Origin of the sequence: Pseudomonas sp. CFBP 13602 (genome assembly GCF_014842725.1) — a bacterium.
GTDB classification, from domain to species: domain Bacteria; phylum Pseudomonadota; class Gammaproteobacteria; order Pseudomonadales; family Pseudomonadaceae; genus Aquipseudomonas; species Aquipseudomonas baltica.
Genome location: NZ_JACYVT010000004.1, coordinates 424,783 through 451,688, shown reverse-complemented (window position 1 = coordinate 451,688; position 26,906 = coordinate 424,783). Strand labels below are relative to the sequence as shown.

Below are 26,906 nucleotides of genomic sequence, written 5' to 3'. Positions count from 1 at the left end.
CGGTGGACCAGATTTATTGCGTATGCCGCCGTCGCGGCTCGCGCCGCTGCTACAATGCCGGCTTTCGTATCGGGGTGTCTGCGATGAAAAGTTTCTGGTCTGCCTGTGTGCTCATGCTGCTCGCTGCCGCCGCGCAAGGCGACGTCCGCCAATACAAGGCGGGTGACCTGCTCATCGTCGAACCCTGGTCCCAGGAACTGCCACCCGGCTCGCCGACAGCGGCGGTGTACTTCGAGCTGCGCAACCGCGGGCTCGACGACGACACGCTGACCAGCGTCGACACGCCCATCGCCGCAGAGGCGCAGCTGCATCAACACATCAACCAGGACGGCATGATGAAAATGCAGCAGGTCCAGGGTGTCACCGTTCCGGCGAGCGGCCACGCGGTCTTCGCGCCGATGGCGTTTCACGTGATGCTGCTGGATCTCAAACTGAGCAGCCCATTGCAGGCCGGCCAGCACTTTCCCGTGACGCTGCACTTTGCCAAGGCCGGTGATTTCGTGGTGGAGGTACAGGTGCTCAAGCAGGCACCCGCGCAGGACGAGGCCACCGAGCATGCGCATTGACTGAATGAATGCGCTGAGCGCCAAGCGCCCTCCTTCCACGCCGTCTGCCAAGGCGCGCGCCAGCTGGATCAGCCTGTTCGCGATGCTGATGATATTCATCGGCCCGCTGATTTCCCAATCCATGCCGATGGACCACAGGATGTCCAGTGTGGCGCTGGGCAGCGCCGTGCCCGTCATGGACATGCCCGCCATGGACCACCAGGCTCATGGCGAGCATCACGGCAGCGCCGCGGGCAGCAGCGACCTGCACGTGCTGATGGAAAAGTGCGGTTATTGCAGCCTGTTCTTCCATTGCCCAGCGCTGCCTCAGGCGCTGGCCATTGCGGGGGCGAATGCGCAGCGCCCGCACAGTGTATTCATGGCCGAGCCCCGCGCGGGGCACGCTACACAGGCGGTGTTCCTCGGCGCGCGCACGCGAGCGCCGCCTGCGTTGGTTTGAGCTTCCACGCCAAACATACACACGCTTGTGCGTTGTCAACGCGGGCCTCTTCGCGGGTAGATGGCTCGCCGCCCGCCCCGCTCCCACAGTGGGCGTTGCTGATCCTGCGAATGTCTTCGCAGGCAAGGCTCGCTCCCGCGCGGTAGCGCGGTTGACCTGTGGAAGGGAACGGGCAGCGCATGGGCCTTGTTGAGTACACGATAAGTCGGAACACGCCTTCTCCATGAAAACCTCTTTCTACAACCTTGCCTGGCGTTGGCATTTCTACGCCGGGCTGTTCGTCGCGCCGTTCATGATCCTGCTCGCGCTGACCGGAATCATCTACCTGTTCAAGCCACAGCTGGACCCTTGGATGTACCGTGACCTGCTGGTGGTGCCGGTGGCCGAACAGCGCCTGAGCGCCGATGAATTACTGGTGCGAACCCACAACGCCTACCCGCGTGGTGCCATCGGCCAGTACCTGCCGCCCAGCACCGCCGAGCGCAGCGCTCAGTTCGTGGTCCATGCCGATGGCCGCGAACTGAATGTATTCGTCAATCCCTACACCGGCGAATTGCTGGGCGCGCAGGATGCCAAGTGGAACCTGCAGGCGGTGGCCAGGGCGCTGCACGGCGAATTGATGATCGGCACCGTCGGCGACCGGCTGATAGAGCTGGCCGCCGGCTGGGGCATTGTGCTGGTGATCTCCGGCCTGTACCTGTGGTGGCCGCGCGGCACCGCGGCCAGCGGCGTGCTCTGGCCGCGCTGGCGCAGCCGTGGCCGGGCGCTGTGGCGCGACGTCCATGCGGCAGTCGGTTTCTGGGGCGCGGCGTTGCTGCTGGTCATGCTGCTCAGCGGCATGACCTGGACAGGTTTCTGGGGCAAGCAGTATGCCCAGTTGTGGAACCAGTTCCCTGCCGCCATGTGGAACGACATGCCCACCTCCGACGAGCAGGCTGGCAAACTCAACCAAGCCCACCGGCAGACCGTGCCGTGGGCCATGGAACACACGCCGATGCCACAGTCCAGCGGCGCGCATGCCGAACACATGGCTCATGGCGAGCACGTGCATGCCCCGGCGGCGCCGCAGATCAGCCTGCAGAGCGTGGTCGATACAGCGGCGCGATTGCAGGTGGAGCCGGGCTACAGCATCACCTTGCCGACCACCGCGAGCGGCGTGTTCACCGTGGCGGTATTCGCCGACGACCCACGCAACGACGCGACCCTGCACATCGATCAGTACAGCGGTCAGGTTCTGGCCGATGTGCGCTGGGCACAGTACGGCTTGGTCGCCCGTGCTACCGAAACCGGCGTGATGCTGCACGAGGGCAAGATGTTCGGCCCGGTCAATCAGCTCATCGTGCTGCTGGTGTGCCTGATGATCCTGCTCAGTTCGGTCAGCGGCCTGGTGATCTGGTGGAAGCGCCGGCCACAGGGCAAGCTCGGTGTACCGCCGCTGCGCCATGATCTGCCGCGATGGAAGGTGGCGGTCGGGGTGATGGTTGCGGTGGGCGTGCTGTTTCCGCTGGTGGGCCTGTCCCTGCTGCTGGTGTGGGTGGCGGATCGGGTGCTGCTGCGGGTGCGGCCTTCGGTCGAAGCTGTCTGAGTCATCCTGCATACATCTGCGGTGCGCCCGGACGCGGCTCGCGCCGCTGCTACAGGGGATTCGCGGCCCCCGTAGCAGCAGCGCAAGCCGCGTTGGCGGTGCACGCGATCCCGCAGCAGCGGCGCAAGCCGCGTCGGCGGTGCATGCGATCTGCCTGATGGTCGCGCACGTAGTCCGGCGCACCAATACCACTCAACCCTGCGCACCATCCTGCCAGTCGAGCACCAGCACGGTGCGCGCCGCTGCGTTGCCTAAGCTCAACCGGCACGTATTTCGCCCCTGCGCGACTCCGGCACACCCCTTGCAATACTCCAGCGAGAAGTCCCCACCTGCCGCACCGGAACGACATTCCGTACATGGAGATTGCACAATGAAGCGTCGCAGCTTGATCAAGGCGTTCACCCTTTCCGCATCGATCGCTGCCATGGGTTTGTCCTGGACGATCCAGGCTGCCGAGACCATCAAGGTCGGCATCCTGCACTCGCTGTCCGGCACCATGGCCATCTCGGAGACTTCGCTGAAAGACATGGCCTTGATGACCATCGACCAGATCAACGCCAAGGGTGGCGTCAATGGCAAGATGCTCGAGGCGGTGGTGGTGGACCCGGCGTCCAACTGGCCGTTGTTTGCCGAGAAGGCACGGCAGTTGATCACTCAGGACAAGGTGGCCGTGGTGTTCGGCTGCTGGACGTCGGTGTCGCGCAAGTCGGTGCTGCCGGTCTTCGAAGAACTCAACGGCCTGCTGTTCTACCCCGTGCAGTACGAGGGTGAGGAGATGTCGCCGAACGTGTTCTACACCGGTGCGGCGCCCAACCAGCAGGCGATCCCGGCGGTCGAATACCTGATGAGCGACGACGGTGGCGCGGCCAAGCGCTATTTCCTGCTGGGCACCGATTACGTCTACCCACGCACCACCAACAAGATTCTGCGCGCCTTCCTGCACTCCAAGGGCGTCGCCGACAAGGACATCGAAGAGGTCTACACCCCGTTCGGTCACTCGGACTACCAGACCATCGTCGCCAACATCAAGAAGTTCTCCGCCGGCGGCAAGACTGCTGTCATCTCCACCGTCAACGGCGACTCCAACGTGCCGTTCTACAAGGAACTGGCCAACCAGGGCCTGAAGGCCACCGACGTACCGGTGGTGGCCTTCTCGGTCGGCGAAGAAGAGCTGCGCGGCATCGACACCAAGCCGCTGGTGGGCAACCTGGCGGCATGGAACTACTTCCAGTCGGTGGAGAACAAGGAAAACACCAAGTTCGTTGCTGACTGGAAAGCCTACGCCAAGGCCAAGAACCTGCCGAACGCCGGCACCGTGGTCACCAATGACCCGATGGAAGCGACCTACGTGGGCATCAACATGTGGGCACAGGCCGCCAACCAGGCCAAATCCACCGATGTCGACAAGGTGCGTGAGGCCATGGCCGGGCAGACCTTCGCCGCGCCGTCGGGCTACACCCTGACCATGGACAAGACCAACCACCACCTGCACAAGCCGGTGATGATCGGCGAGATCGAGGACAACGGTCAGTTCAACGTGGTGTGGCAGACCAAGGAGCCGATCCGCGCCCAGCCATGGAGCCCGTACATTCCTGGCAACGACAAGAAGCCTGATCATGCGGTGAAGAGCAACTGATCCACGTGGCCGCGAAGGGGCGGCGCGGTGCGTCTGGTAGACCGCAGCGCTCTCTTCGCGGCCGATGACCGCTCCTACGGTGGATCGCGAGTTTTCTGTAGGAGCGGTCTATGGCCGCGAAGGGCTATCGCAGCGCAGCTGATAGACCGCAGCGTTTTTTTTCGCGGCCGATGACCGCTCCCACAAAGGGGGCGGGTGTTGCCTTCAATTCAAAGGACTTGCCATGTCCCTCATCAAATTCTTCACCGCTGTCGTTCTGCTCTTGCCCATGGTGGCGAGCGCCAACGACGCCAGTGATTTTACCGGCGCTTCATCCGCCGAGCAGGTTCGACTGCTGGAAGCCTGGGCTGCGCAGCCCGAGCCGGCGCGGATGGCTTTGCTCACCGCCCTTCAGGACGGCCGAGTGGCGGCCGATGCCGAGAAAAAACCGTTCATCGAAACCGATGGCCAGATGACCGCAGCCGACGACACTGCCGCGGCCATCGAACCAGTGCGCAAGTTGCGCCTCAACAACCGTCTGCGCGGCCTGGTGGACACCGCCCTGGCCAGCCACCAACTACTGAGCAACGATGTTCAGGTACGCTTGGCCGCCGCGCAGCAACTGCAACGCTCGGCGCAGCCCAGCCAACTGCCCCTGCTCGACCGGCAGACCGCAGGTGAACAGGACGAAACGGTGAAAACCGCCTTGACCCTGGCCCTGGCCAATCTGCAGCTGGTCGATCCCGAACCCGCCGTGCGCCTGGCTGCGGTACGCCTGCTGGGTGAAACCGGCGAGCCACTGGCGCGCACCCGTCTGGAAAACCTGTTGGCGCCCGGTGTCGAAGCGGACACGGCTGTGCGCACCGCTGCCGAGACCAGCCTGGTTCAAGTAAAGCGCAAGCTGATGATCGGCGACATCCTGGGCCAGGCCTTCAGCGGCATGTCCCTGGGTTCGATCCTGCTGCTGGCCGCCCTGGGCCTGGCGATCACCTTCGGCCTGCTTGGTGTGATAAACATGGCCCATGGCGAGATGCTCATGCTCGGCGCCTACTCCACCTACGTCGTGCAGATGCTGGTCCAGCGCCTGGCGCCGGGCGCCATCGAGTACTACCCACTGATCGCGCTGCCCGTGGCCTTCTTCGTTACCGCTGTGATCGGCATGGTGCTGGAACGCACCGTCATCCGCCACCTGTACGGACGCCCCCTGGAAACCCTGCTGGCGACCTGGGGTATCAGCCTGATGCTGATCCAGGCGATTCGCCTGATCTTCGGTGCGCAGAACGTGGAAGTGGCCAACCCGGCCTGGCTCTCCGGCGGCTGGCAGGTGCTGCCCAACCTGGTGCTGCCGTACAACCGCATCGTGATCATCGCTTTCGCCTTGTCCGTGGTGGTGCTGACCTGGCTGCTGCTGAACAAGACCCGCCTGGGCCTGAACGTGCGCGCCGTGACCCAGAACCGCAACATGGCCGCCTGCTGCGGCGTGCCCACCGGCCGCGTCGACATGCTTGCCTTCGGCCTGGGCTCGGGCATTGCCGGCCTGGGTGGCGTGGCGCTGAGCCAGATCGGCAACGTCGGCCCCGACCTGGGGCAGAGCTACATCATCGATTCCTTCCTGGTGGTAGTACTGGGCGGCGTCGGCCAACTGGCCGGCAGCGTGTCCGCCGCGTTCGGCCTGGGCATCGCCAACAAGATCCTGGAACCGCAGATCGGTGCGGTGCTCGGCAAGATCCTGATCCTCGCGCTGATCATTCTGTTCATCCAGAAACGTCCGCAAGGCCTCTTCGCACTGAAAGGACGGGTGATCGACTGATGAACCAGCCATTGATGCTCACTGCTGCGCAGAAAGCCGGGCCGAAAGTGACCCTCGCCATCGGCGTCGTGATCCTGTCGATCCTCGTCGCCCTGCCGCTGCTGTCACTGCTGCCGGCAAGCAACGGCTTGCAGGTCTCGGCCTACACCCTGACCCTGGTCGGCAAGATCCTCTGCTATGCCATCGTCGCTCTGGCGCTGGACCTGGTCTGGGGCTACGCCGGCCTGTTGTCGCTGGGCCACGGGCTGTTCTTCGCCCTTGGCGGCTATGCCATGGGCATGTACCTGATGCGTGAGGCGGCCGGCGACGGCTTGCCGGCGTTCATGACGTTTCTGTCGTGGACCGAGCTGCCCTGGTTCTGGGTGGGTACCGAGCATTTCCTCTGGGCCATGTGCCTGGCGGTATTGGCCCCAGGCTTGCTGGCACTGGTGTTCGGTTTCTTCGCCTTCCGTTCGCGGATCAAGGGCGTGTACTTCTCGATCATGACCCAGGCACTGACGTTCGCCGGCATGCTGCTGTTCTTCCGCAACGAGACGGGTTTCGGCGGCAACAACGGCTTCACCAACTTCCGCAGCATCCTGGGCTTCAGCATCACCTCCCAAGGTACCCGTGCCGTGCTGTTCCTGCTCACCGTGGCGCTGCTGGTGCTGAGTCTGTACGTGGGCTGGCGCCTGGCGCGCAGCAAGTTCGGCAGGGTGCTGACCGCACTGCGCGACGCCGAGAACCGCTTGATGTTCTGCGGTTACGACCCGCGCGGTTTCAAGCTGTTCGTCTGGGTGCTCAGCGCGGTGCTGTGCGGCCTCGCCGGGGCGCTGTACGTGCCGCAGGTCGGCATCATCAACCCCAGCGAGATGTCGCCGACCAACTCCATCGAGGCCGCCGTCTGGGTGGCCCTGGGCGGACGCGGCGCCCTGATCGGGCCACTGCTGGGTGCAGGCATCGTCAACGGCATGAAAAGCTGGTTCACCGTGGCATTCCCCGAATACTGGCTGTTCTTCCTCGGCGCGCTGTTCATCATCGTGACCTTGTACCTGCCCAAGGGCGTGATCGGCCTGCTGAAGAAAAGGGGTGAACAATGAGAATCACCGCGACCGCCGAGTTCATGCTCGAACCGGTGCTGGACCCCAACAGCGACGCCGGCACCAGCCGCGATGCCATCGGCCTGGGCCAGGCCAGCGGACCGGGGCTGAACACCCGCCACGGCACCATCCTGACGCTGGAAGACATCAGCGTCAGCTTCGACGGCTTCAAGGCGTTGAACGACCTCAACCTGTACATCGGCGTGGGCGAACTGCGCTGCATCATCGGCCCCAACGGCGCGGGCAAGACCACGCTGATGGACGTCATCACCGGCAAGACCCGGCCCACCGCGGGCAAGGCCTGGTTCGGCGAAACCCTGGACCTGACCCACATGAGCGAGGTGCAGATCGCCCAGGCCGGCATCGGCCGCAAGTTCCAGAAGCCGACCGTGTTCGAGGCCTTGAGTGTGTTCGAGAATCTGGAGTTGGCGCAGAAGACCGACAAGTCGGTCTGGGCCAGCCTGCGTGCGCGGCTGACGGGCGAGCAGCGCGACCGCATTGCCGAGGTGCTGGAGACGATCCGCCTGAGCGCGTCGATCGATCGCCCGGCCGGCCTGCTGTCCCACGGCCAGAAGCAGTTTCTGGAAATCGGCATGCTGCTGGTGCAGGACCCTCAGCTGTTACTGCTCGATGAGCCGGTGGCGGGCATGACCGATGCCGAAACCGAGTTCACCGCCGAACTGTTCAAGACCCTCGCCGGCAAGCACTCATTGATGGTGGTGGAGCACGACATGGGTTTCGTCGGCTCGATTGCCGACCATGTGACGGTGCTGCATCAGGGCAGCGTGCTGGCCGAAGGGTCGCTCGAGGCGGTGCAGGCCGATGAGCGGGTGATCGAGGTTTATCTGGGGCGTTGAGGTCCGTTCGCGGCCGCTGACCGCTCCTACGGTAATCGACCGTAGGAGCGGTCAGCGGCCGCGAAGAAGCCCGCCCGGACACTGCAAGAACAAGGACAAAACCTATGCTGCAAGTCGACCAGCTTCACCAATACTACGGCGGCAGCCACATCCTGCGCGGCCTGTCGTTCGCTGTGAACATCGGCGAAGTGACCTGCCTGCTGGGGCGTAACGGCGTCGGCAAGACCACCCTGCTCAAGTGCCTGATGGGCTTGATCCCAGCCAAGCAAGGCAGCGTGGCCTGGGAAGGCAAGCCGATCACCGCCTTCAAGCCACACCAGCGGGTGCATGCAGGCATCGCCTACGTGCCCCAGGGCCGCGAGATTTTCGGCCGCCTGACGGTCGAGGAAAACCTGCTGATGGGGCTTTCACGCTTCCCCGGCAGTGAGGCTCGCGAAGTGCCGGCGTTCATCTACGAACTGTTTCCGGTGCTGCTGCAGATGAAGCACCGCCGCGGTGGCGATCTGTCCGGCGGGCAGCAGCAGCAACTGGCAATCGGCCGGGCGCTGGCCAGCCGACCACGGCTGCTGATTCTCGACGAGCCCACCGAAGGCATCCAGCCGTCGGTGATCAAGGAGATCGGCGCGGTGATCAAGCAACTGGCCGCGCGCGGCGACATGGCGATATTGCTGGTCGAGCAGTTCTATGATTTCGCCGCCGAACTGGCCGATCAGTACCTGGTCATGTCGCGCGGTGAAATCGTTCAGCAGGGTCGGGGTGAAAACATGGAATCGGAGGGTGTACGCGGCCTGGTAACCATTTAATCTGCCGCGACCCGAACAAGAATGAAGGCCATGAATCTACCCGTCACTTCCCTGCCCTACACGCCCAGCTGGCACGCCCGGCTGGAGCTGGGGTACGCGCGGTTCGGCGACAGTACGCGACCGATCCTGCGCCGCCATTTCGGCCCGTTGCGGGTGCAGAAGCACCTTTATGCCGAAGGGCCCGAGGTGTGCCAGCACATCATCGTGCATCCGCCTGGCGGTATCGCCGGGGGCGATCGGCTGGACATCAGCGCCCAGGTGCAGGCCAACGCCTGGGCGCAATTGACCACACCGGGCGCGGCCAAGTGGTACCGCGCCAACAGCCCTGCCTGTCAAAACACTGAATTGCATGTGGCTGCGGGCGCCACGCTGGAATGGCTGCCCCAGGAGACCATCGTCTACAGTGCCGCCCAGGCCGAACTGGATACCCGTATTCACCTGCAGGGCGATGCCCGGTTGTTCTATTGGGACATCGTCGCCGTAGGGCGACCGGCGGCGGCCGAGCGTTTCGACCAGGGGCATTTTCAGTCGCGGCTGGCAATTCGCCGAGACGGCGAACTGCTGTGGCATGAACGCCAGCGCATCATCGGCAACGATGGCTTGCTCGACTCGGCCGTGGGCCTGGGAGGCAAGCCGGTGTTCGCCACTTTGCTGGTGACCGGCGAGATCGACCCGGCCCTGCTTGAACGCTGCCGGACACTGCCGACGCGCGTACGCGGCGACCTCAGCCAGTTGCCGGGGCTGCTGGTGGCACGCTGCCTGGCCGACGAGGCACTGCATGCGCGCGACTGGCTGATCGAACTGTGGAAGATGCTGCGCCCGGCCGTGCTCGGCCGCGAAGCGCTGGCCCCGCGGATCTGGAGCACCTGATTGAATCTGCCAGCCCTTTCGCGGCCGCTGACCGCTCCTACAAGCGATCTGCCGGGTACCTGCCTGCGGCAGCCGGCCACGCCCACAGGCGATCTGCCGGGTACCTGCTTGCGGCAGCCGGCCACGCCCACAGGCGATCTGCCGGGTACCTGCTTGCGGCAGCCGGCCACGCCCACAGGCGATCTGCCGGATACCTGCTTGCGGCAGCCGGCCACGCCTACAGGCGGTCCGCCGGGTAGCCGTAGGAGCGGCCAGTGGCCGCGAAGAGGCCCTCACTGCCAACCAATATTCTGAAGGAACACCCATGGACCTGACACCCCGCGAAAAAGACAAGATGCTCATCTTCACCGCCGGCCTGGTAGCCGAGCGCCGTCTGGCCCGTGGCCTCAAGCTGAACTACCCGGAAGCCATGGCGCTGATCTCCGCGGCGCTGCTCGAAGGCGCCCGCGATGGCCAGACGGTCGCGCAATTGATGCACTACGGCACCACCCTGCTCAGCCGCGAACAAGTCATGGAAGGTATTCCGGAAATGATCCCGGAGATCCAGGTGGAAGCCACCTTTCCCGACGGCACCAAACTGGTCACCGTCCATCAACCCATCGCCTGAGGCACGCCATGATTCGTGATGCAACCGAGCGCGACCTGCCTGGGATCTGCGCGATCTACAACGATGCAGTGCTCAACACCACGGCGATCTGGAACGAGAAGCCGGTCGACCTGGCCAACCGTCAGGCCTGGTTCGAGGCGCGCCAGGCGCAGGGTTATCCGATCCTGGTGGCAGAGGAACAAGGCGAGGTCACTGGCTACGCATCCTTCGGCGACTGGCGACCTTTCGAAGGCTTTCGCTACAGCGTCGAGCACTCGGTGTACGTGCGCAACGACCAGCGCGGCAAAGGTCTCGGCGCGCGGCTGATGCAGGCGCTCATCGAGCGTGCTCGCGAGGGCGGCAAATACGTCATGGTGGCCGCCATCGAAAGCGGCAACCAGGCATCGATCCATTTGCACGAGCGCCTGGGTTTCGTCACCACCGGGCAGATGCCCCAGGTAGGCATCAAGTTCGGCCGCTGGCTGGACCTGACCTTCATGCAACTGGCGCTGCAGCCAGGCGCCGAGCCGCCCCAGGCCTCAGCTTGAACCACCGTCTTTCTTCGCTTCGAGGAGCTATTTCATGATTCCTGGCCAATACCGGATCCAGCCTGGCGACATCGAGCTCAACGTCGGCCGGCGCACCCTCAGCCTGACCGTGGCCAACAGCGGCGATCGGCCCATTCAGGTGGGGTCGCACTATCACTTCTTCGAAACCAACGACGCCCTGCATTTCGACCGCCCGGCCGCTCGCGGGATGCGCCTGAACATTCCCGCCGGAACCGCCGTGCGTTTCGAACCGGGCCAGAGCCGCGAAGTGGAACTGGTGGACCTGGCCGGTCTGCGCCGGGTATATGGCTTCGCCGGGCGCATCATGGGTGACCTCTGATCCCACAGGGTCCATACACAACTGAATTCCAGGGCATACCGATGAAGATTTCCAGACAAGCCTATGCCGACATGTTCGGCCCGACCGTCGGTGACAAGGTCCGCCTGGCCGATACCGACCTGTGGATCGAAGTGGAAAAAGACTTCACCACCTACGGCGAAGAAGTGAAGTTCGGCGGTGGCAAGGTCATTCGCGATGGCATGGGCCAGGGCCAGCTGCTGGCCGCCGAAGTGGTCGACACGCTGATCACCAATGCCCTGATCATCGATCACTGGGGTATCGTCAAGGCCGACGTCGGCCTCAAGGACGGGCGCATCGCCGCGATCGGCAAAGCCGGCAACCCCGACATCCAGCCGGACGTGACCATCGCCATCGGCGCCAGCACCGAGGTCATCGCCGGCGAAGGCATGATCCTCACTGCTGGCGGCATCGACACCCACATCCACTTCATCTGCCCGCAGCAGATCGAAGAAGCGCTGATGAGCGGCGTCACCACCATGATCGGCGGCGGCACCGGGCCTGCCACCGGCACCAATGCGACCACCTGCACCTCGGGGCCGTGGCACATGGCGCGCATGCTCCAGGCCGCCGATGCCTTCGCCATGAACATCGGTTTCACCGGCAAGGGCAACGCCAGCCTGCCCGAGCCGCTGATAGAACAGGTCAAGGCCGGGGCCATCGGTCTCAAGCTGCACGAAGACTGGGGCACCACGCCGGCCGCCATCGATAATTGCCTGAGCGTGGCCGATCAATACGACGTGCAGGTTGCGATTCATACCGACACCCTCAACGAGTCGGGCTTCGTCGAGACCACCCTGGCCGCCTTCAAGGGGCGCACCATCCACACCTACCACACCGAAGGCGCCGGCGGCGGCCACGCTCCGGACATCATCAAGGCCTGCGGCTTCGCCAATGTACTGCCCAGCTCGACCAACCCGACCCGGCCGTTCACCCGCAACACCATCGACGAGCACCTCGACATGCTCATGGTCTGCCACCACCTGGACCCCAGCATCGCCGAGGACGTGGCCTTCGCCGAAAGCCGCATTCGCCGCGAAACCATTGCCGCCGAAGACATCCTGCACGACCTCGGCGCGTTTTCCATGATCAGCTCCGACAGCCAGGCCATGGGCCGGGTCGGCGAGGTGATCACACGCACCTGGCAGACCGCCGACAAGATGAAGAAACAGCGCGGCGCGCTGCCCGAGGACGCCGAGGGCAACGACAACTTCCGCGCCAGGCGCTACATTGCCAAGTACACCATCAACCCCGCCATCACCCACGGCATCAGCCATGAAGTGGGTTCGATCGAGGTCGGCAAATGGGCGGACCTGGTGCTCTGGCGGCCGGCGTTCTTCGGCGTCAAGCCGACCTTGATCCTCAAGGGTGGTGCCATCGCCGCCAGCCTCATGGGCGACGCCAACGCCTCCATCCCGACGCCGCAGCCCGTGCACTACCGGCCCATGTTCGCCAGTTTCGGTGGTTCGCGACACGCCACCAGCCTGACCTTCATCAGCCAGGCCGCGCTGGACGCAGGCGTGCCCGAGCAATTGGGCTTGAAGAAGCAGATCGCGGTGGTCAAGGGCTGTCGCTCGGTGCAAAAGACCGACCTGATCCACAACGGTTACCTGCCCGACATCGACGTCGACCCGCAGACCTACCAGGTCAAGGCCGATGGCGTGCTGCTGTGGTGCGAACCGGCGGATGTGCTGCCCATGGCGCAGCGCTATTTCCTGTTCTAAGAGGCCTGTTCTAAGAAGCCTGTTCTCAATGCGCCGTGCCGACAAGGCTGTCCCGGACAGGGCCAGCCTAACTATGTAGGCCGTAACCCCCCGGCGGATTTTCTATGGTGCAGCTCCATTCGATCCAGGAGCTCCACCATGACCGGCGCCACCCCGCTATCGGCCGAAAACGTCAGTGCCATTGCCGACCGCTACTACGCGAACTTCCCTGACCTGCGCGAGTGCGCGCGGGACTGGGGTATCAAGCTGCTCAAGTTCCATACCCACCTGGATCTGGATCCGGACACCGTCTACTGGCACGACTTCGACAACGCCCAGAACAACCCACGCGCCTTTACCGGACAGCAGCACATGGGCAAGCCCAAGGAAACGCTGACCGTCACGGAGCTGGTCCTGCGCCGGTTCAAGACGTTCTATCAAGTGAACTTCGACCTGCTCGATCAGATGTCCGGGTTCTATAACGTCCAGCAGGCCGGGATCTACAACGAAACCAATCAGGTCCCCCTGGCGCCCTCGCAGATCATGAAAGCGTTCTGGGCCACGGATTTCTCCAGCCACTACAAGAAGCGCCTGGACGCCTTCCTGCGTGATTACGCCGATGACGGCCGCGTGCTGATCAAGATCCTGTTTTTCAGCTTCAGCTGGAATGCCTACAACAGCGGAGCGCTCAGCAACCGGGAGCTGAGGCTGGTGTTCGACACTCTGGCCGGCCCCATCGCAGGACCGCCGACCCTGGAGGACCTGAAACGGCTGCACACGACTCGCACCCAGGCAACGGTCAAGAGCTTTACCCTGGGGGACCTGACCTCGTTCGACATACTGCGCATCACCACTGGCAAGGGCCCGCAGATCCTGTACATCCCTGCCGCCTGGTTCCGGGTCTTTCACAATGAACAGCAGATGTACGAGTGGGTGGCCGAAACGGCCGCCCACGAGCAAGGCCGTGAGCGCCTGATCGCTCACTTCGACACCCCCGGAGAGTCGATCCTGCCACCGCGGGGCCTGCTGCTGGCGACCCTGGAGCGCATCCGTACCACGCCATGGCAAGCCGGGCAGCGCCTGCTCAACGGCAACGCGACGACGATCGACAAGGACGTGTTCAGCCTGCTGTTCGATACCGTGGGCAAACGCCTCAAGCTCGATGCCAGGCAACTGTTGAACGGCAATCACGAACTGCGCAGGGAGCTGTTCCTCGTCGACCTGGAGGCATTCATGCGCATCGTCACGCCCATGGCACCGGCGGACCCGGCAGTGGCCCTGGTGGCCGTGGCGGCGGGTTCGATAGCCTTTGGTACGCACCTGGCTAACGCCGTGCACGGGACCTTACCCAAGGCCCGTCAAGCGGCCTTCAAGGCGGCGATCCTGGATGCACTGAACATCCTGCTGGATATGCCGCTGTTGCGCGGCGTGGGCGACGAAGCCATCGCCGAGCTGGGAAACTTCGAGGAGCTGGGCGCCGCGCTCGACCTGGACAGCACTGACCTGGCTCAGATCGACCGCGTGACTCCCGGTGGTTCGCCCCTGGACCTCATCGCCACGGATGAAGACCTGACCGGATTGCCGGAAGGCACAGGCATCTACCAGGGCGTGTTCACCAACCCAGATGGCCAGCACTACATTCGCCTGGAGGGCAAGATCTTTCAGGTCACCCACATCGACTCGCTGGAGCGCTGGGTGATCGTCGATCCGATCGCCCCCGAGCAGATCACCGGCAGCTACCCCGTGCAAAGAAGCTGGACCGGCCATTGGGAGCTGTTCACCATGACCGCCCCCGAGAACCTGGCGGCCAGCACCGACGCGCTGGCCGCATTCGACACTTCACCTGGCTTTCGTGACATCACCGCCATGCTGGTCAATCCCGGCGCACATCAGTTGATGACCGGGCCCATCGACAGCGTGCTGCGCACCGCCCGCTCACAGCTGATCGAGTTGCGCACGAACCTGGGCAAGGAAGCCGAAACCTTCTTCCTGACCTCTACCCCACAGCACAGCCCACGCCTGCCGGCGGTGAGCACCACCATGACGCCCAAAGAGTTTTTCACTCAGGTGTATGCCAACAACACCGGGGTGGTGGTCAACGAGGCCAGGAATGCCGTCGGCAGTTGCCAGCTGTTGATCAAATACATGTCCACGCTCAAGGCCCAGCAGGTCAAGACGCTGTACGTGCAAGGCCTGCTCAAGGATCTGCACCAGGACCTGCTCGACCGCTTTCACGCGACCGGGATATTGGGCCGCGATCTGGAGAAGAAGCTGCGTGACCTGCACAACCGTGGCACCACCCTGGACAGTGGTCGCTACACCCTGCGCCAGGTGCTGGTGGAAGCGCGGCGCCAAGGCATAAGCGTGAAAGCCCTGGACTGCGCCGCCAGCCTGTCCACCGACGGCCTGAGCAACCCTGCGCCTCATCTGCAGCAACGCCTGCGGGTTTACTACGCGTACAAGCGCATCGAAGCGCTACAGAGCCTCAAGCCCGATGAAAAATGGCTGGCGCTGACCGATCAGACCGTGGCCAACCACTATAGCCGCACCCCAGGCCTGGCCAATCTGATCGGAACCCCAAGCCTGCGGGTCAAGCTGGTGGACGGCGATCAGCCATTGCGCTTCGGCCTCGATACCGGGGAAGTGCTGACCCCCGGGCTGATACCGATTCGCGGCGACATCAGCCTGAAAATGCCAGCGGCCGGCAAGGGGTCCGGCATCGAGGCATAGCGGTATCAGCGTCCCCAGTTCTCGCGCGGGTCGAACTCGGCGTGCCTGGCCAGCTCGGCCCAGGCCGCGCGAGTGGATTCGTCGGCCTGCGTGGGCATCACCACTTTCAGCTGGGCGAACAGGTCGCCGCGGCCGCCAAGCTTGTTCTTCAGGCCCATGCCTTTGACACGCAGGCGCTGGCCGTTCTGGCTGTCCGGGCGAATCGTCAGGTTGATCCGCCCGGTCAGCGTAGGCACCGCGACCTTGGTGCCCAACGCCACTTCCCAAGGCGCCAACGGTACCTGGATGACCAGGTCGGGAGCGTCCACCTCGAACAGAGGGTGGGCCGCCAGACGCAAGGTCAGGAACAGATCGCCGCTGGCACCGCCCGCAACGCCGGGCGCGCCCTGGCCCTTGAGGCGCATGCGCTCGCCGTCGGCAACGCCTGCGGGAATCTTCACGTTGAGGTTCTTGACCACATCGGTCAGGCGTTGGCCAGCGGCGCTGTATTGCGGCACCTTGAAGCTGATCTTCTTCGATTCCTCGGCCAGGGTTTCCTCGAGCGACACGGTCAGCTCCATTTCCACGTCCTGACCCTTGCGCGCTGCGCTGCGCTGTTGACCGCCACGGCCGAACGGATTGCCACCGGGATCACCACGACCACCGCCGTTACCGAAGATGGTGCTGAAGAAGTCGGAGAAGTCGCCTGCGTTCTCTTCATGGAAACCACCGCCACCGCGACCCTGCCAACCGGGCGGGCCCTGGAACGGACGGCCATGCTGGCCATACTTGCGCAGCTCGTCGTATTCGGCGCGCTTGTCGGCATTGCTCAGCGCCTCATAGGCCTCACTGGCTTCCTTGAACTTGTCTTCGGCGTCCTTTTCCTTGCTGACGTCGGGGTGATATTTGCGCGCCAGCTTGCGGTAGGCGGTCTTGATCGCCTTTTCGTCCGCTGTCGGCTCGACGCCCAGAATCTTGTAATAGTCTTTGAAATCCATCTAAGCATCACCATCAATGAGCGAATGCGCGCCGCCCGCGCCTACTGGTCGGACTCGGCAACGCATGGGAAGTTTATCGGCTGCAGGCCACTGGATGTGAACAGTGGGTTGTACAGCGCGGTCGATGGCTAGAAGGTTGGGGCCGCCGGCGCGCTTTCAAGGCGGTCGCAGGCCTTGATTCTGTACGCAACTGGCATACACTGCGCGGCCGTTTTTTGAACAGACCCGCCTTGCCATGAAAAACGCATCCCCGGCCCGCGCCTGCGGCATCGACTTCGGTACTTCCAACTCCACTGTCGGCTGGCACCGCCCGGGCAGCGAGACGCTGATCGTCCTGGAAGACGGCAAGATCACCCTGCCCTCGGTGATCTTCTTCAACTTCGAAGAGCGGCGCCCAGTGTACGGGCGTCTGGCGCTGCACGAATACCTGGAAGGCTACGAAGGCCGCCTGATGCGCTCGCTCAAGAGCCTGCTAGGTTCCAAGCTGATCAAGCACGACACCAGTGTGCTGGGCACGGCGATGCCGTTCAAGGACTTGCTGGGCCTGTTCATCGGCGAGCTCAAACAGCGCGCCGAAGCCAACGCCGGGCGTGAGTTCGACCAGGTCGTGCTGGGGCGACCGGTGCACTTCGTCGACGACGACGCGGCCGCCGACCAGGAAGCCGAAGACATCTTGGCCGAGGTGGCGAAAAAGATCGGCTTCAAGGAGGTGTCCTTCCAGTTCGAGCCGATTGCAGCGGCGTTCGACTACGAGTCCACCATCGAGCGTGAGGAGCTGGTGCTGATCGTCGACATTGGCGGTGGTACCTCCGACTTTTCCCTGGTGCGCCTGGCGCCCGAGCGACGTGCGCTGGACAACCGCGTGGACGACATCCTGGCCACCGGAGGCGTGCACATCGGCGGCACCGACTTCGACAAGCAGCTCAGCCTGCAGGGCGTCATGCCGCTGTTCGGCTATGGCAGCCGGATGAAGAGCGGCGCCTTCATGCCGACCAGCCACCACATGAACCTGGCGACCTGGCACACGATCAACTCGGTGTACCTGCAGAAGGCGCAACTGGCCCTGGCCAGCATGCGCTACGACATCCAGGACACGGACGGTATCGACCGCCTGTTCAAGCTGATCGAGCAGAAAGCCGGGCACTGGTTGGCGATGGAAGTCGAGGAAACCAAGATCCAGCTGACGCAAGCTGCCGGTCGTCACCTGCCACTGGACCGCATCGAGCCGGGGCTGAGCGTGGAGCTGAGCCGGGCCTTGTTCGAGGCCGCCATCGACGGCCTGCTCGAACGGGTGCGTGGCAGTGTGTCCGAGTTGCTGAACCGGGCAGGCGTGGGCGTTGAGCAGGTCGACACGGTGTTCTTTACCGGCGGCTCCAGCGGTATCCCGGCCCTGCGCCATGGCGTGGCGGCCATGCTGCCCAACGCGCGGCATGTGGAAGGCAATATCTTCGGCAGCATCGGCAGCGGCCTGGCCATCGAGGCCCGCAAGCGCTACGGCACCGAGTAAGGCAGGTCTGGCCTCTTCGCGGGCAGAGCCCGCTCCCACAATGCCCATTCCTACAATGCCCATTCCTACAATGCCCATTTCTACAATGCCCATTCCCTCAATACCTGTGGGAGCGGGGCGGGCGGCGAGCCCTCTTCGCGGGCAGAGGCCAGTGAACCCTAGACCAACTGCGCCTGCCTCAACTCGCTTTTCAGATAGGCGTAATAGATCGGCCCCGCCACCACCCCGGGCAGCCCGAACGCTGCCTCGAATATCAGCATGGCCAGCAGCAGTTCCCATGACTTGGCGCTGATCTGACCGCCCACGATCCGCGCGTTGAGGAAGTACTCGACCTTGTGGATCAGTATCAGATAGCCCAGCGCCGCAACCGCCACCCAGATCGACAGCGACAGCCCGACAATGGTGATCAGCGTGTTCGAGATCAGGTTGCCGATCACCGGCAACAACCCGAGCAGGAAGGTCAGCACGATGAGGGTCTTGGTCAGCGGCAGCTTGATCCCGCACAGCGGCAACACCACGGCCAGGAAAATGGCGGTAAAGAAGGTGTTCAGCAGTGAAATCTTGATCTGCGCGAAAACGATGTTGCGAAAGGCTCGCACCAGCAGGGCCAGGCGGTCGAACAGCGCCGCGGCCAATGGCTTGCGGTTTTCGGGATCGGGGATCGCCTGCAGGGCGATGATGGCGCCCAGTACCATGCCTATCAGCAAGGTCACGAACATGTGCGCCGCATCCTTGCCCACCAGTTGCAGATCGCTCAGGTGCTTGCTCAGCCAGCCGCTGATAGCCACCCGAAACTCGGCGGCACTGGCCGGCAGGTAGGCATCGATGAAAGGCGGCAACTGGCCGCGGGCGCGATCCACCACGCCCATGAACTTGTTCAGCGAAGCACCAGGGTTTTCTGCCTCGTGCAGGATGAAACTGATGACGCCGGCGAACAGCAACGCCAGGCTGCTGACCACCAAGGTGCCCAGCAACGCCACCGCCACCCACCGTGCACGCCGCCCGGCAATCAGTCGCTCCAGTTGCGGCGTGAGCATGTTGACCAGTTCGAATACCAGCAGGCCAGCCAGCAAGCTCGGCAGCAAGCGCATCGGCAAGACCAGCAGAAGGCCGCCGAACACCAGAATCCAGCTGGCGATCAGCACTTGACGCGAAGAAAACATGGGCATAAAGCCTCAGAAGCGAGCGATTCGAAAGGACAGGCAGTCTGCCAGCGTTGTGAGCGAAGGGCCAGTAGGCGGACGCATGCCGAGCCCCGGCTAAATTGCGTCATTTGTTTTCCGCTACAGCCCGTCTTCAACGGCTCCGCAGACGCTTTGCTGCCTGAAAGATTTCAGAACTATCGCGCGGTCGATGCGCTCAAAGCATCACGGGGCCACTCACGGCCCATCGAAGGAGCGACTCCCCATGTACAAGCAATCCTTGGCAGCACTCTTTGCCGTAGCCGCGCTGGCTGGCTGTTCATCGAACACCACCGTGCAGAACCCGGTGGACTTCGTGACCTACCGTGACGCGCCTCTGGTCAAGCAGGTCGAGAAAGGCATGACCATGCAACAGGTGCTGGCCATCGGCGGCACGCCTTCGACCGTCGTTGCCGGCACTGCGAACTCCATGTACGGCACCTGCAATAACTACATCCTGACCCGTGAAGGCCATCAGCAGCCTTACTACGTGAGTTTCGACAGCTCTGGCCACGTCGCCACCAAGGGCTTCATGACTTGCGAGCAACGCAAGCTCAACGAAACCGCACCGTAACCCTGCCCCAGGCGGCTGACGAAAGGCCCTCCCCGGGCCATTTGTAATAAAACTTTTCGTCGCCGCCACGACTCACATCTGTGTAGCGAGACTTCTGTACCGATCCCGCCGGGCCCCGAATTCGGGGCAACAGAGCGCGACGGCCAAAACCGTATAGCTGGAGACGAACATGATCGACCTAGAAACTTCCAAATTGACTCCCGTCGATGTACTGCGTGCCCGTGCGCGCCAAGGTGTCGAGAACGGCGCGGTCACCGAAGGCTACGATGCCAACCGCGAAGAGATCATCAAGCTGCTCAACAGCTCGCTGGCGACAGAGCTGGTATGCGTGCTGCGCTACAAGCGCCATTACTTCATGGCCAGTGGTTTGAAGGCCAGCATTGCGGCCGACGAGTTCCTCGAGCACGCCAAACAGGAAGCCGAGCACGCCGACAAGCTGGCTGAACGTATCGTGCAGCTGGGCGGCGAGCCGGAGTTCAACCCGGACCTGCTGAGCAAGAATTCCCACGCCCAGTACGTGGCTGGCAACAGCCTGAAGGAAATGGTCTACGAAGACCTGGTGGCCGAGCGGATCGCCGTCGACAGCTACCGCGAAATCATCCAGTACATTGGCGACAAAGACCCTACCACTCGCCGTATCTTCGAAGACATCCTGGCTCAGGAAGAAGAACACGCCGATGACATGGCGGACATCTACGGCTCGCTGTAACAACCTGCCGCAAGTCCCAAGCCAGAACTCAGGTTCTGGCTTTTTTGTGCCTGACGGCCGCGTCAGCGGAGATGTGTTTCAACTGATACACCGCAGGGCCCGTTTCGCGGCCGATGACCGCTCCTACAGGAATACCGCGCCTGCTTGTAGGAGCGGTCCGTGGCCGCGAAGGGCGCGCCTCAATTCACCTGATACACCGCAAGGCCCGTTTCGCGGCCGATGACCGCTCCTACAGGAGTACCGCAATCCCATGTAGGAGCGGTCCGTGGCCGCGAAGGGCGCGCCTCAATTCACCTGATACACCGCAAGGCCCGTTTCGCGGCCGATGACCGCTCCTACAGGAGTACCGCGCCTGCTTGTAGGAGCGGTCCGTGGCCGCGAAAACACGATTCGGCTCAACTGACACAACGCGGCGACTGCTTCGCGGGCAGAGCCCGCTCCCACACAGGTGCGGGTCATTCCGGGGGAGCCGCCTTCCAACCGAGCCTCAGGAAGCAGGCACGGTCTTGGGCGCCTTGCCCGACTTCATCTGTTCGAGCAATGGCGTGCACTGGTTCGGCTCACCGCCACTAGGCGCGACCAGTGCCAGCAACCCGGCCGCCGGCCCGATGGTAGCGCCCAGCGCAATCATGCCCGCGCCGCGCAGCAGCAGTGGCACGGCTTGCACCCCGGCATTGGGCTTGGCGAACGGGCCGCGCACATACAACGGCGAGCGCAGCGACAGCAGGCGGAAGCCCTTCGATTCCGGCGATATTTTCAGGTCCAGTTGTTCCTGCTTGAAATTCACCGTGCCGTCGACGTAGATGATCGCGTTCTCGGTATCGAAAACGAACAGATCGGTGCTGGCCAGCCCGTTCTTGATGCCCAGCGAGGCCGCCGCACAGTTGATTTCCACTTCCTTGTCGCCGAAAATCTTGCCCACCAGGTAGTTACCGACATTGAGCCCGGCAATTTCCATCAGGTCGCGGCTCACGGCGCCATCATTGACCAGCATCTTCAAATTGCCATCTGCCGAACCCAGTAGCGCTGCGACTGAATTACCGGTACCGGTGATGTCGGCATCGCCGTTGAGCTGGCCGAAGCTGGTGCGCATGGGTTCGAACGTGGGAAACAGCTGCTTGAGCTGAAACCCGCGGGCGGTCAGTTTGGCCCTGCCCTGCAACGGCGTAGTGCGCCCGTTCAGCGAGATCTGTGCATCCAGCTTGCCGCCGGCCACGCCAAAGCGCAGAGGTTCCAGGCGCAGGTTGCCGTCGTTCAACACCACATGGGTGTACAGATCGGTGAACGGCAACTCTTCGCTGTGGACGATCTTGCGTCCGGTAAATTCGACATCGGCGTCCATGGCACGCCAGCGGTCGGTCTTGAACTCTTCGACTGGCAACACCTTGCCGGTGGGTTGCTTGCTTGCGCCGCCACGAGCCTTCTGCTCGGTATTGGAGTCAGCGCCGATCAAAGGCTTGAGGTCGGCAAACAGCAACTGGTTCGAGACCAGCGCGCCGCTCAGCTTGGGCCTTGGCTGACTGGCGACGAAGCCCAGATCACCATGGATGTCGCTGTTGCCGATCTTGCCGTTGAAGCCTTCATAGCGGAACGACGCGCCGCCGGGCTCGTGCAGTTTGACCAGCAAGTGCCCGTCGGTTTCGTACGCAGGCGAATCCGGCAGGGTCACCCCGGTCAGTGGATACAGGTTGCCCAGGCTGCTGCCACTCAGGCGCAGGCGCAGGTCAAGGGCACCGAGATTGCGTGGGTCGGTCAGGGTACCGGCAACCGCTGCGCGGGTATCGGCAATGCGCACGTCGACCTGCACTGGAAACGGTCGCGTTGCATCCTGCAGCGCCAGCAGCCCGCCGATCTTGCCCGACCCCGACAGCGGCAGGTCCTTGTAGCGGCCATCGACCTTGAAGCCGAAGGCATAATCCTGGGCACTGGCGCCCTGGTCGGCGACTTTCTTGGCCGCACCGCTGCCGACGATATCGCTGAACGCGATGGGCTTGCCCAATGGATCGATCAACACCTTGACCGAGGTCTTGAGCGTCTGGTCGTCGAAAGCCACCACGCCTTTGTCGAAGCCGATGGCACCGATGTCCATGACCCACTTGGAGGGCTCGGCATCGGGGTCTTTTTCGTCGAACTGAAAGGTCCAGTTGGCGCGTCCATCCGCCAGGCGCTGCAGGGCTACGTCGGGCCCGGTCAGGTCGATACGCGGTATGACCACCCGCTGGGCCAGCAAAGGCAGGGGCGAGAGACGAAACTCGACCTTCTGCAGGCTCGCCATCTGGGGCTTCTGCGACCAGTCGGGGTTGCCCAGGGTGATGTCCTGGGCGACGAAGCGCGGCCATGGCACCCAGGCACGCCAGCCGCCCTCATCCGTTTCGCGCTGCCAATGCACAGCCAGGTCGCCATTGATGGCGAAAGGGCGATGCAGGGCCTCGGACACTTTTTCGTTGAGCGTGGGCTTGATTCGATTCCAATCGAAGGTGGCGATCACCACCACCAATATCACCAGCAGGACCAACAGGCTGCCCAGGGTCCAGGCGATGATTTTACGTGGGCGCGTCATTGCGGGCTCCTTGAGACTGCGTGCTCCCGCGAGCACAGGGGGTGCTACCTAACAAGGGTAGGACTGATAAACGCCTCGAGGGTTTAGTTTTTGGCTTTTTCGAGCCCGGACGCGAGCCGCTTCAACGGCGGATGCGTTGTGCCTGATGCAATGCGATGAACCCGGACGCGGCTTGCGCCGCTGCTACAGGGATCGCGGTCTACTCCCTGTAGCAGCGGCGCAAGCCGCGTCAGCGGTGCATGCGATCTGCCTGATACAACGCGGTCAACCAGGACGCGGCTCGCGCCGCTGCTACAGGATTTCAGCGTCGCTCCTTCATCGACGTTACCGATGGTGACGCTCGACAACGGTGCTCAGGGCCCGAGAATTCACTGTGCTGGTGCACTGAAACCCTCGATCTAGAGCCCTCGCGGCAAAACATCATTTTCGTTGATTGTTACCATTGCCTTTATGAACTTTTCTATCGAATTTCAAAGAGTAGCATTGGCTCTGTACCCAATTACTGCCCTCCCAAGGAGCGCCACCATCATGAAACGCCAATTGCTGCTTTCCCTGACTCTCTCGGTCCTCGCTGCCAACGCCTTCGCCATGCCAGCCGCCGATCAAAGTGTTTCCGCCGAACTGCGTTCCAGCGCTGCCAGCTTCAGCCAGCCCTACCTGGCGGAAGACGGTTCCGACCGCACCCCACAAGGCGCTGTCGCCGAGAACGGCTCCGATCGCACGCCACAGGCTACTTTCGCCGAAGACGGTTCCGACCGCACCCCACAAGGCACCTTCGCCGAGAACGGCTCCGACCGCACGCCACAGGCCACGTTCGCCGAAGACGGTTCGGATCGCACTCCACAAGGCACCTTCGCCGAGAACGGCTCCGACCGCACGCCACAGGCTACTTTCGCTGAAGACGGTTCGGATCGCACCCCACAAGGCACCTTCGCCGAGAACGGCTCCGACCGCACGCCACAGGCCACTTTCGCTGAAGACGGTTCGGATCGCACCCCACAAGGTACCTTCGCCGAGAACGGCTCGCAGCGTCTGCTCGATCGTCAAGACCAAGCCAACGCATGAGGCAGCGGTTTGAGGTATCCGACGAAGCCCGGCCTCCCCAAGCCGGGCTTGCCACCTCCGCGTAATCCATCGCTGCACCCGCTTGGTTCGACGCCCCGCCTGTCAATTTGCTAGAGTTCTGCGCTGTCCTTCACAGAAGCTCCGTCGATGTTGCCTCGCGCCGAACAGAAACAGCAGACCCGTCTCGCCCTCCTCGAAGCTGCACGCCAACTGATGGCGGCCGGTCGAGGCTTCGGCAGTATCAGCCTGCGCGAAGTCGCCAAGGCTGCTGGCATCGTACCCACCGGTTTCTATCGCCATTTCGACGACATGGATCAGCTCGGCCTGGCCCTGGTCAACGAAGTCGACGCCACGTTCCGCGCCACGCTGCGCCTGGTTCGTCACCATGAAATAGTGGTCGGCGGCCTCACGGCGGCTTCCGTCCGCATCTTTCTCGACGGAGTGGCTGCCAATCGCCCGCAATTCCTGTTCCTCGCCCGCGAGCAATACGGAGGGTCCCTGCCCGTGCGCCAGGCCATTGCCACTTTGCGCGCCGGCATCAGCGCCGACCTGGCCACCGATCTGGGGTCCATGCCCAAATGGCAGCACCTGAGCAGCGCGTCACTGCAGGTGATGGCCGACCTTGTCGTCAAGGCCGTGTTTGCCACGCTTCCCGAACTGATCGACCCACCCGCTGCCGACCTGCCAGCCCACCTGACCCCCGAGGCGAAGATCAGCCAGCAACTGCGCTTCATTTTCATCGGCGCCAAATACTGGAAAGGCCTCAACCAATAACTCGCTCGCCTCGAATTGGTGCACCTCACGCCGCTACGCACCGCACCAGTGCATTGCGCCGAGCCTCGTTCATCCTGATCCCGCAGCCCCGTTAGCTCACTACCGGTTGGCAAGACACTTGCTCTGCATTGGCCACTGCCCTTCAATGGAAACGTCCAATGCTGGTTATCCATCGCAGAATCGCGCCCGCAAGCCAATGGGCAGCCGAACTGCACCTCAACTTCGAAGCCCGCAGCAAGAGTCGCCTGCGCTGTTTCAGTGCCGAAGGTGAAGACGTCGGCCTGTTTCTGGAACGCGGTCAACCTCCGTTGCACGACGGTGAATGCCTGCAGGCCGAGGACGGCCGCGTGGTGCGGGTCTGCGCGCGTCCCGAGGCGCTGCTTCATGTCACCTGCAGCAGCGCCTTCGAGCTGACTCGCGCCGCCTACCATCTGGGCAACCGCCACGTGGCCCTGCAAGTGGGTGACGGCTGGCTGCGCCTGCTCGACGACTACGTGCTCAAGGCCATGCTCGAACAACTCGGCGCCCAGACCCAGCCCCTGCTGGCACCTTTTCATCCCGAACATGGCGCCTATGGCGGTGGTCATCACCACTCGCGCCATGGCGAGGAAGACTTCAACTACGCGCCCAAACTGCACCAGTTCGGCGTGCGCACGTGAACAACGCCTGGGCCCTGCTGCGCCTGGCCAGCCCGCAACTGCCGATCGGTGGCTACAGCTACTCGCAGGGCCTGGAGATGGCCGTGGAAAACGGCACGGTGACCGATGCGCAAAGCGCCCATCGCTGGATCGCCGACCAACTGCTGCTCAACCTGGCCCGTTTCGAGGCGCCCCTGCTGCTGGCCCACTGCGTGGCTGCCGCCGAAGAGGACTGGGGACAACTGCTGGAGCTAGATGCCGAACATCGCTCGAGCCGCGAAACCCGCGAGCTGCAACTCGAAAGCCGGCAAATGGGCTATTCGCTCAAGCAACTGCTGCTCGGCCTTGCCGAACTGGACATTACGGCCCGCCACTATCTGGCTCAGATCGAAGAGCCCCACCTGGCCCTGGGCTGGGCACTGGCCGCGCGCGCCTGGAACATCCCTGCGCAGGACGCCCTTGCGGCCTGGCTGTGGAGTTGGCTGGAAAACCAGTTGGCGGTGCTCATGAAGACCCTGCCCCTGGGCCAGCAGGCTGCTCAGCGACTTACCACACAACTGCTGCCGACGCTGCAGCAGGCCCAGTTCGCAGCCACCGAACTGGATCCCCGACACTACGGCAGCGCCGCTTTCGGCCTGTCATTGGCGAGCATGGCCCACGAGCGCCAGTACAGCCGCCTGTTCCGTTCCTAGGAGAGTCACCATGAATACCCAACCCCTGCGTGTCGGTATCGGAGGCCCGGTAGGCTCTGGCAAGACCGCGCTGACCCTGGCCTTGTGCCTGGCCCTGCGCGAGCGCTACAACCTGGCCGTGGTCACCAACGATATCTACACCCGCGAAGACGCCGACTTCCTGGTACGCAACCAGGCCCTGGCGCCCGAGCGCATCATCGGTGTGGAAACCGGTGGCTGCCCGCACACCGCCATCCGCGAAGACGCCTCCATCAATCTGGAAGCCGTGGACCAGCTCAACCGGCGCTTTCCGGGCCTGGACCTGATCCTCGTGGAATCGGGTGGGGACAACCTGTCCGCCACCTTCAGCCCGGAGCTGTCGGACCTGACCATCTACGTGATCGACGTGTCCGCCGGCGACAAGCTGCCGCGCAAGGGCGGCCCTGGCATCTGCAAGTCCGACCTGCTGGTGATCAACAAGATCGACCTGGCGCCGCTGGTAGGGGCCTCGTTGGAAATGATGGACAGCGACACCCGACGCATGCGCGGCGACAAGCCGTTCGTCTTCAGCAACCAGAAGACCGGTCAGGGCCTGGAACAGATCATTGCCTTCATCGAACGCCAAGGCCTGCTCGACGCCGCCTGAACCCAGCGCACCCTTGCCCGCAACTACCGTGAACACGACGATAAGGAACAGACCC

At 63.4% G+C, this 26,906-nt stretch carries 25 protein-coding genes; 22 read left to right on the top strand and 3 right to left on the bottom strand.

Annotation, left to right across the window (positions count from 1 at the left end; genetic code table 11):
* Positions 1-83 precede the first annotated feature (83 nt).
* The 14 genes from IFU31_RS10925 to IFU31_RS10860 all read left to right on the top strand — a co-directional run bounded on the left by IFU31_RS10925 (position 84) and on the right by IFU31_RS10860 (position 15,549).
* A complete protein-coding gene (locus tag IFU31_RS10925; protein ID WP_122480657.1) occupies positions 84-566 on the top strand; it encodes a copper chaperone PCu(A)C in 483 nt (160 codons plus the stop codon).
* Positions 567-570: 4 nt separating this feature from the next.
* Positions 571-1,005 carry a DUF2946 domain-containing protein gene (locus IFU31_RS10920; RefSeq protein WP_192102911.1) on the top strand — a complete coding sequence of 145 codons (435 nt, stop codon included), beginning with the start codon at positions 571-573 and terminating at the stop codon, positions 1,003-1,005.
* A gap of 223 nt (positions 1,006-1,228) precedes the next feature.
* Entirely contained in the window at positions 1,229-2,590 is a 1,362-nt protein-coding gene (locus IFU31_RS10915; RefSeq protein WP_192102909.1) for a PepSY-associated TM helix domain-containing protein, read from the top strand.
* Positions 2,591-2,960: 370 nt separating this feature from the next.
* Positions 2,961-4,226 (top strand): urea ABC transporter substrate-binding protein, encoded by a 1,266-nt coding sequence (urtA, locus tag IFU31_RS10910; protein ID WP_192102907.1) that lies wholly within the window; start codon positions 2,961-2,963, stop codon positions 4,224-4,226.
* 223 nt (positions 4,227-4,449) lie between these two features.
* Complete coding sequence (urtB, locus tag IFU31_RS10905) at positions 4,450-6,015, top strand: urea ABC transporter permease subunit UrtB (RefSeq protein ID WP_192102905.1); 1,566 nt, start codon at positions 4,450-4,452, stop codon at positions 6,013-6,015.
* A complete protein-coding gene (urtC, locus tag IFU31_RS10900; protein ID WP_192102902.1) occupies positions 6,015-7,094 on the top strand; it encodes an urea ABC transporter permease subunit UrtC in 1,080 nt (359 codons plus the stop codon). Before urtB ends, urtC begins: the two co-directional genes overlap by 1 nt.
* Complete coding sequence (urtD, locus tag IFU31_RS10895; protein WP_192102900.1) at positions 7,091-7,951, top strand: urea ABC transporter ATP-binding protein UrtD; 861 nt, start codon at positions 7,091-7,093, stop codon at positions 7,949-7,951. The genes urtC and urtD overlap by 4 nt, the downstream gene beginning before the upstream one ends.
* A 104-nt stretch (positions 7,952-8,055) precedes the next feature.
* Complete coding sequence (gene urtE / locus IFU31_RS10890) at positions 8,056-8,754, top strand: urea ABC transporter ATP-binding subunit UrtE (protein WP_122480328.1); 699 nt, start codon at positions 8,056-8,058, stop codon at positions 8,752-8,754.
* Positions 8,755-8,784: 30 nt separating this feature from the next.
* Positions 8,785-9,624: an urease accessory protein UreD gene (locus IFU31_RS10885; protein ID WP_192102898.1), complete on the top strand. Its 840-nt coding sequence runs from the start codon at positions 8,785-8,787 to the stop codon at positions 9,622-9,624.
* 304 nt (positions 9,625-9,928) lie between these two features.
* The gene (locus tag IFU31_RS10880) at positions 9,929-10,231 is read left to right on the top strand and encodes an urease subunit gamma (RefSeq protein WP_049861996.1); all 303 of its coding nucleotides are present in this window, start codon (positions 9,929-9,931) and stop codon (positions 10,229-10,231) included.
* Positions 10,232-10,239: 8 nt separating this feature from the next.
* On the top strand, positions 10,240-10,758 hold the full coding sequence (locus tag IFU31_RS10875; RefSeq protein ID WP_192059094.1) for a GNAT family N-acetyltransferase: 519 nt from the start codon (positions 10,240-10,242) through the stop codon (positions 10,756-10,758).
* Between the two features lie 34 nt (positions 10,759-10,792).
* Entirely contained in the window at positions 10,793-11,098 is a 306-nt protein-coding gene (locus tag IFU31_RS10870; RefSeq protein ID WP_122480331.1) for an urease subunit beta, read from the top strand.
* Positions 11,099-11,139: 41 nt separating this feature from the next.
* A complete protein-coding gene (gene ureC, locus IFU31_RS10865) occupies positions 11,140-12,840 on the top strand; it encodes an urease subunit alpha (RefSeq protein ID WP_192102896.1) in 1,701 nt (566 codons plus the stop codon).
* A gap of 138 nt (positions 12,841-12,978) precedes the next feature.
* Entirely contained in the window at positions 12,979-15,549 is a 2,571-nt protein-coding gene (locus tag IFU31_RS10860) for a membrane-targeted effector domain-containing toxin (protein ID WP_192102894.1), read from the top strand.
* Between the two features lie 5 nt (positions 15,550-15,554).
* Here IFU31_RS10860 and IFU31_RS10855 read toward each other — a convergent pair whose 3' ends face one another.
* On the bottom strand, positions 15,555-16,526 hold the full coding sequence (locus IFU31_RS10855) for a DnaJ C-terminal domain-containing protein (RefSeq protein WP_122480334.1): 972 nt from the start codon (positions 16,524-16,526) through the stop codon (positions 15,555-15,557).
* A gap of 235 nt (positions 16,527-16,761) precedes the next feature.
* Here IFU31_RS10855 and IFU31_RS10850 point away from each other — a divergent pair, with 235 nt between their 5' ends.
* Positions 16,762-18,033: an Hsp70 family protein gene (locus IFU31_RS10850; protein WP_192102892.1), complete on the top strand. Its 1,272-nt coding sequence runs from the start codon at positions 16,762-16,764 to the stop codon at positions 18,031-18,033.
* A 158-nt stretch (positions 18,034-18,191) separates the two neighbouring features.
* On the opposite strand, the gene IFU31_RS10845 is transcribed toward IFU31_RS10850, so the two are convergent.
* Entirely contained in the window at positions 18,192-19,202 is a 1,011-nt protein-coding gene (locus IFU31_RS10845) for an AI-2E family transporter (RefSeq protein WP_122480336.1), read from the bottom strand.
* A 238-nt stretch (positions 19,203-19,440) separates the two neighbouring features.
* Here IFU31_RS10845 and osmE point away from each other — a divergent pair, with 238 nt between their 5' ends.
* Together osmE and IFU31_RS10835 are read left to right on the top strand one after the other, a co-directional pair.
* The gene (gene osmE, locus IFU31_RS10840; RefSeq protein WP_122480337.1) at positions 19,441-19,788 is read left to right on the top strand and encodes an osmotically-inducible lipoprotein OsmE; all 348 of its coding nucleotides are present in this window, start codon (positions 19,441-19,443) and stop codon (positions 19,786-19,788) included.
* 169 nt (positions 19,789-19,957) lie between these two features.
* Positions 19,958-20,497: a ferritin-like domain-containing protein gene (locus IFU31_RS10835; RefSeq protein WP_122480338.1), complete on the top strand. Its 540-nt coding sequence runs from the start codon at positions 19,958-19,960 to the stop codon at positions 20,495-20,497.
* A 487-nt stretch (positions 20,498-20,984) separates the two neighbouring features.
* Here the strand turns inward: IFU31_RS10835 and IFU31_RS10830 are convergent, their stop codons facing one another.
* On the bottom strand, positions 20,985-23,057 hold the full coding sequence (locus IFU31_RS10830; RefSeq protein ID WP_185795295.1) for an AsmA family protein: 2,073 nt from the start codon (positions 23,055-23,057) through the stop codon (positions 20,985-20,987).
* Positions 23,058-23,585: 528 nt separating this feature from the next.
* Between IFU31_RS10830 and IFU31_RS10825 the strand changes: the two genes are divergently transcribed.
* The 5 genes from IFU31_RS10825 to ureG all read left to right on the top strand — a co-directional run bounded on the left by IFU31_RS10825 (position 23,586) and on the right by ureG (position 26,851).
* A complete protein-coding gene (locus tag IFU31_RS10825) occupies positions 23,586-24,122 on the top strand; it encodes a hypothetical protein (protein WP_122480340.1) in 537 nt (178 codons plus the stop codon).
* A gap of 147 nt (positions 24,123-24,269) precedes the next feature.
* Entirely contained in the window at positions 24,270-24,896 is a 627-nt protein-coding gene (locus IFU31_RS10820) for a TetR family transcriptional regulator (RefSeq protein WP_192059085.1), read from the top strand.
* A 158-nt stretch (positions 24,897-25,054) separates the two neighbouring features.
* Entirely contained in the window at positions 25,055-25,555 is a 501-nt protein-coding gene (ureE, locus tag IFU31_RS10815) for an urease accessory protein UreE (protein ID WP_122480342.1), read from the top strand.
* Positions 25,552-26,226 carry an urease accessory protein UreF gene (locus IFU31_RS10810; RefSeq protein WP_192102890.1) on the top strand — a complete coding sequence of 225 codons (675 nt, stop codon included), beginning with the start codon at positions 25,552-25,554 and terminating at the stop codon, positions 26,224-26,226. Before ureE ends, IFU31_RS10810 begins: the two co-directional genes overlap by 4 nt.
* A gap of 10 nt (positions 26,227-26,236) precedes the next feature.
* A complete protein-coding gene (gene ureG / locus IFU31_RS10805; protein WP_122480344.1) occupies positions 26,237-26,851 on the top strand; it encodes an urease accessory protein UreG in 615 nt (204 codons plus the stop codon).
* Positions 26,852-26,906 lie beyond the last annotated feature (55 nt).

Excerpts from the sequence above, each read along its gene's own strand:
- urtE (WP_122480328.1), top strand. The coding sequence starts at position 8,056 with ATGCTGCAAGTCGACCAGCTTCACCAATACTACGGCGGCAGCCACATC.
- IFU31_RS10870 (WP_122480331.1), top strand. The coding sequence starts at position 10,793 with ATGATTCCTGGCCAATACCGGATCCAGCCTGGCGACATCGAGCTCAAC.
- IFU31_RS10850 (WP_192102892.1), top strand. The coding sequence starts at position 16,762 with ATGAAAAACGCATCCCCGGCCCGCGCCTGCGGCATCGACTTCGGTACT.
- urtD (WP_192102900.1), top strand. The coding sequence starts at position 7,091 with ATGAGAATCACCGCGACCGCCGAGTTCATGCTCGAACCGGTGCTGGAC.
- ureC (WP_192102896.1), top strand. The coding sequence starts at position 11,140 with ATGAAGATTTCCAGACAAGCCTATGCCGACATGTTCGGCCCGACCGTC.
- urtC (WP_192102902.1), top strand. The coding sequence starts at position 6,015 with ATGAACCAGCCATTGATGCTCACTGCTGCGCAGAAAGCCGGGCCGAAA.
- IFU31_RS10845 (WP_122480336.1), bottom strand. The coding sequence starts at position 19,202 with ATGCCCATGTTTTCTTCGCGTCAAGTGCTGATCGCCAGCTGGATTCTG.
- urtA (WP_192102907.1), top strand. The coding sequence starts at position 2,961 with ATGAAGCGTCGCAGCTTGATCAAGGCGTTCACCCTTTCCGCATCGATC.
- ureG (WP_122480344.1), top strand. The coding sequence starts at position 26,237 with ATGAATACCCAACCCCTGCGTGTCGGTATCGGAGGCCCGGTAGGCTCT.
- IFU31_RS10915 (WP_192102909.1), top strand. The coding sequence starts at position 1,229 with ATGAAAACCTCTTTCTACAACCTTGCCTGGCGTTGGCATTTCTACGCC.
- IFU31_RS10855 (WP_122480334.1), bottom strand. The coding sequence starts at position 16,526 with ATGGATTTCAAAGACTATTACAAGATTCTGGGCGTCGAGCCGACAGCG.
- ureE (WP_122480342.1), top strand. The coding sequence starts at position 25,055 with ATGCTGGTTATCCATCGCAGAATCGCGCCCGCAAGCCAATGGGCAGCC.
- IFU31_RS10880 (WP_049861996.1), top strand. The coding sequence starts at position 9,929 with ATGGACCTGACACCCCGCGAAAAAGACAAGATGCTCATCTTCACCGCC.
- IFU31_RS10820 (WP_192059085.1), top strand. The coding sequence starts at position 24,270 with ATGTTGCCTCGCGCCGAACAGAAACAGCAGACCCGTCTCGCCCTCCTC.
- IFU31_RS10860 (WP_192102894.1), top strand. The coding sequence starts at position 12,979 with ATGACCGGCGCCACCCCGCTATCGGCCGAAAACGTCAGTGCCATTGCC.
- IFU31_RS10920 (WP_192102911.1), top strand. The coding sequence starts at position 571 with ATGAATGCGCTGAGCGCCAAGCGCCCTCCTTCCACGCCGTCTGCCAAG.
- IFU31_RS10925 (WP_122480657.1), top strand. The coding sequence starts at position 84 with ATGAAAAGTTTCTGGTCTGCCTGTGTGCTCATGCTGCTCGCTGCCGCC.
- IFU31_RS10875 (WP_192059094.1), top strand. The coding sequence starts at position 10,240 with ATGATTCGTGATGCAACCGAGCGCGACCTGCCTGGGATCTGCGCGATC.
- urtB (WP_192102905.1), top strand. The coding sequence starts at position 4,450 with ATGTCCCTCATCAAATTCTTCACCGCTGTCGTTCTGCTCTTGCCCATG.
- IFU31_RS10835 (WP_122480338.1), top strand. The coding sequence starts at position 19,958 with ATGATCGACCTAGAAACTTCCAAATTGACTCCCGTCGATGTACTGCGT.
- IFU31_RS10885 (WP_192102898.1), top strand. The coding sequence starts at position 8,785 with ATGAATCTACCCGTCACTTCCCTGCCCTACACGCCCAGCTGGCACGCC.
- osmE (WP_122480337.1), top strand. The coding sequence starts at position 19,441 with ATGTACAAGCAATCCTTGGCAGCACTCTTTGCCGTAGCCGCGCTGGCT.
- IFU31_RS10825 (WP_122480340.1), top strand. The coding sequence starts at position 23,586 with ATGAAACGCCAATTGCTGCTTTCCCTGACTCTCTCGGTCCTCGCTGCC.
- IFU31_RS10830 (WP_185795295.1), bottom strand. The coding sequence starts at position 23,057 with ATGACGCGCCCACGTAAAATCATCGCCTGGACCCTGGGCAGCCTGTTG.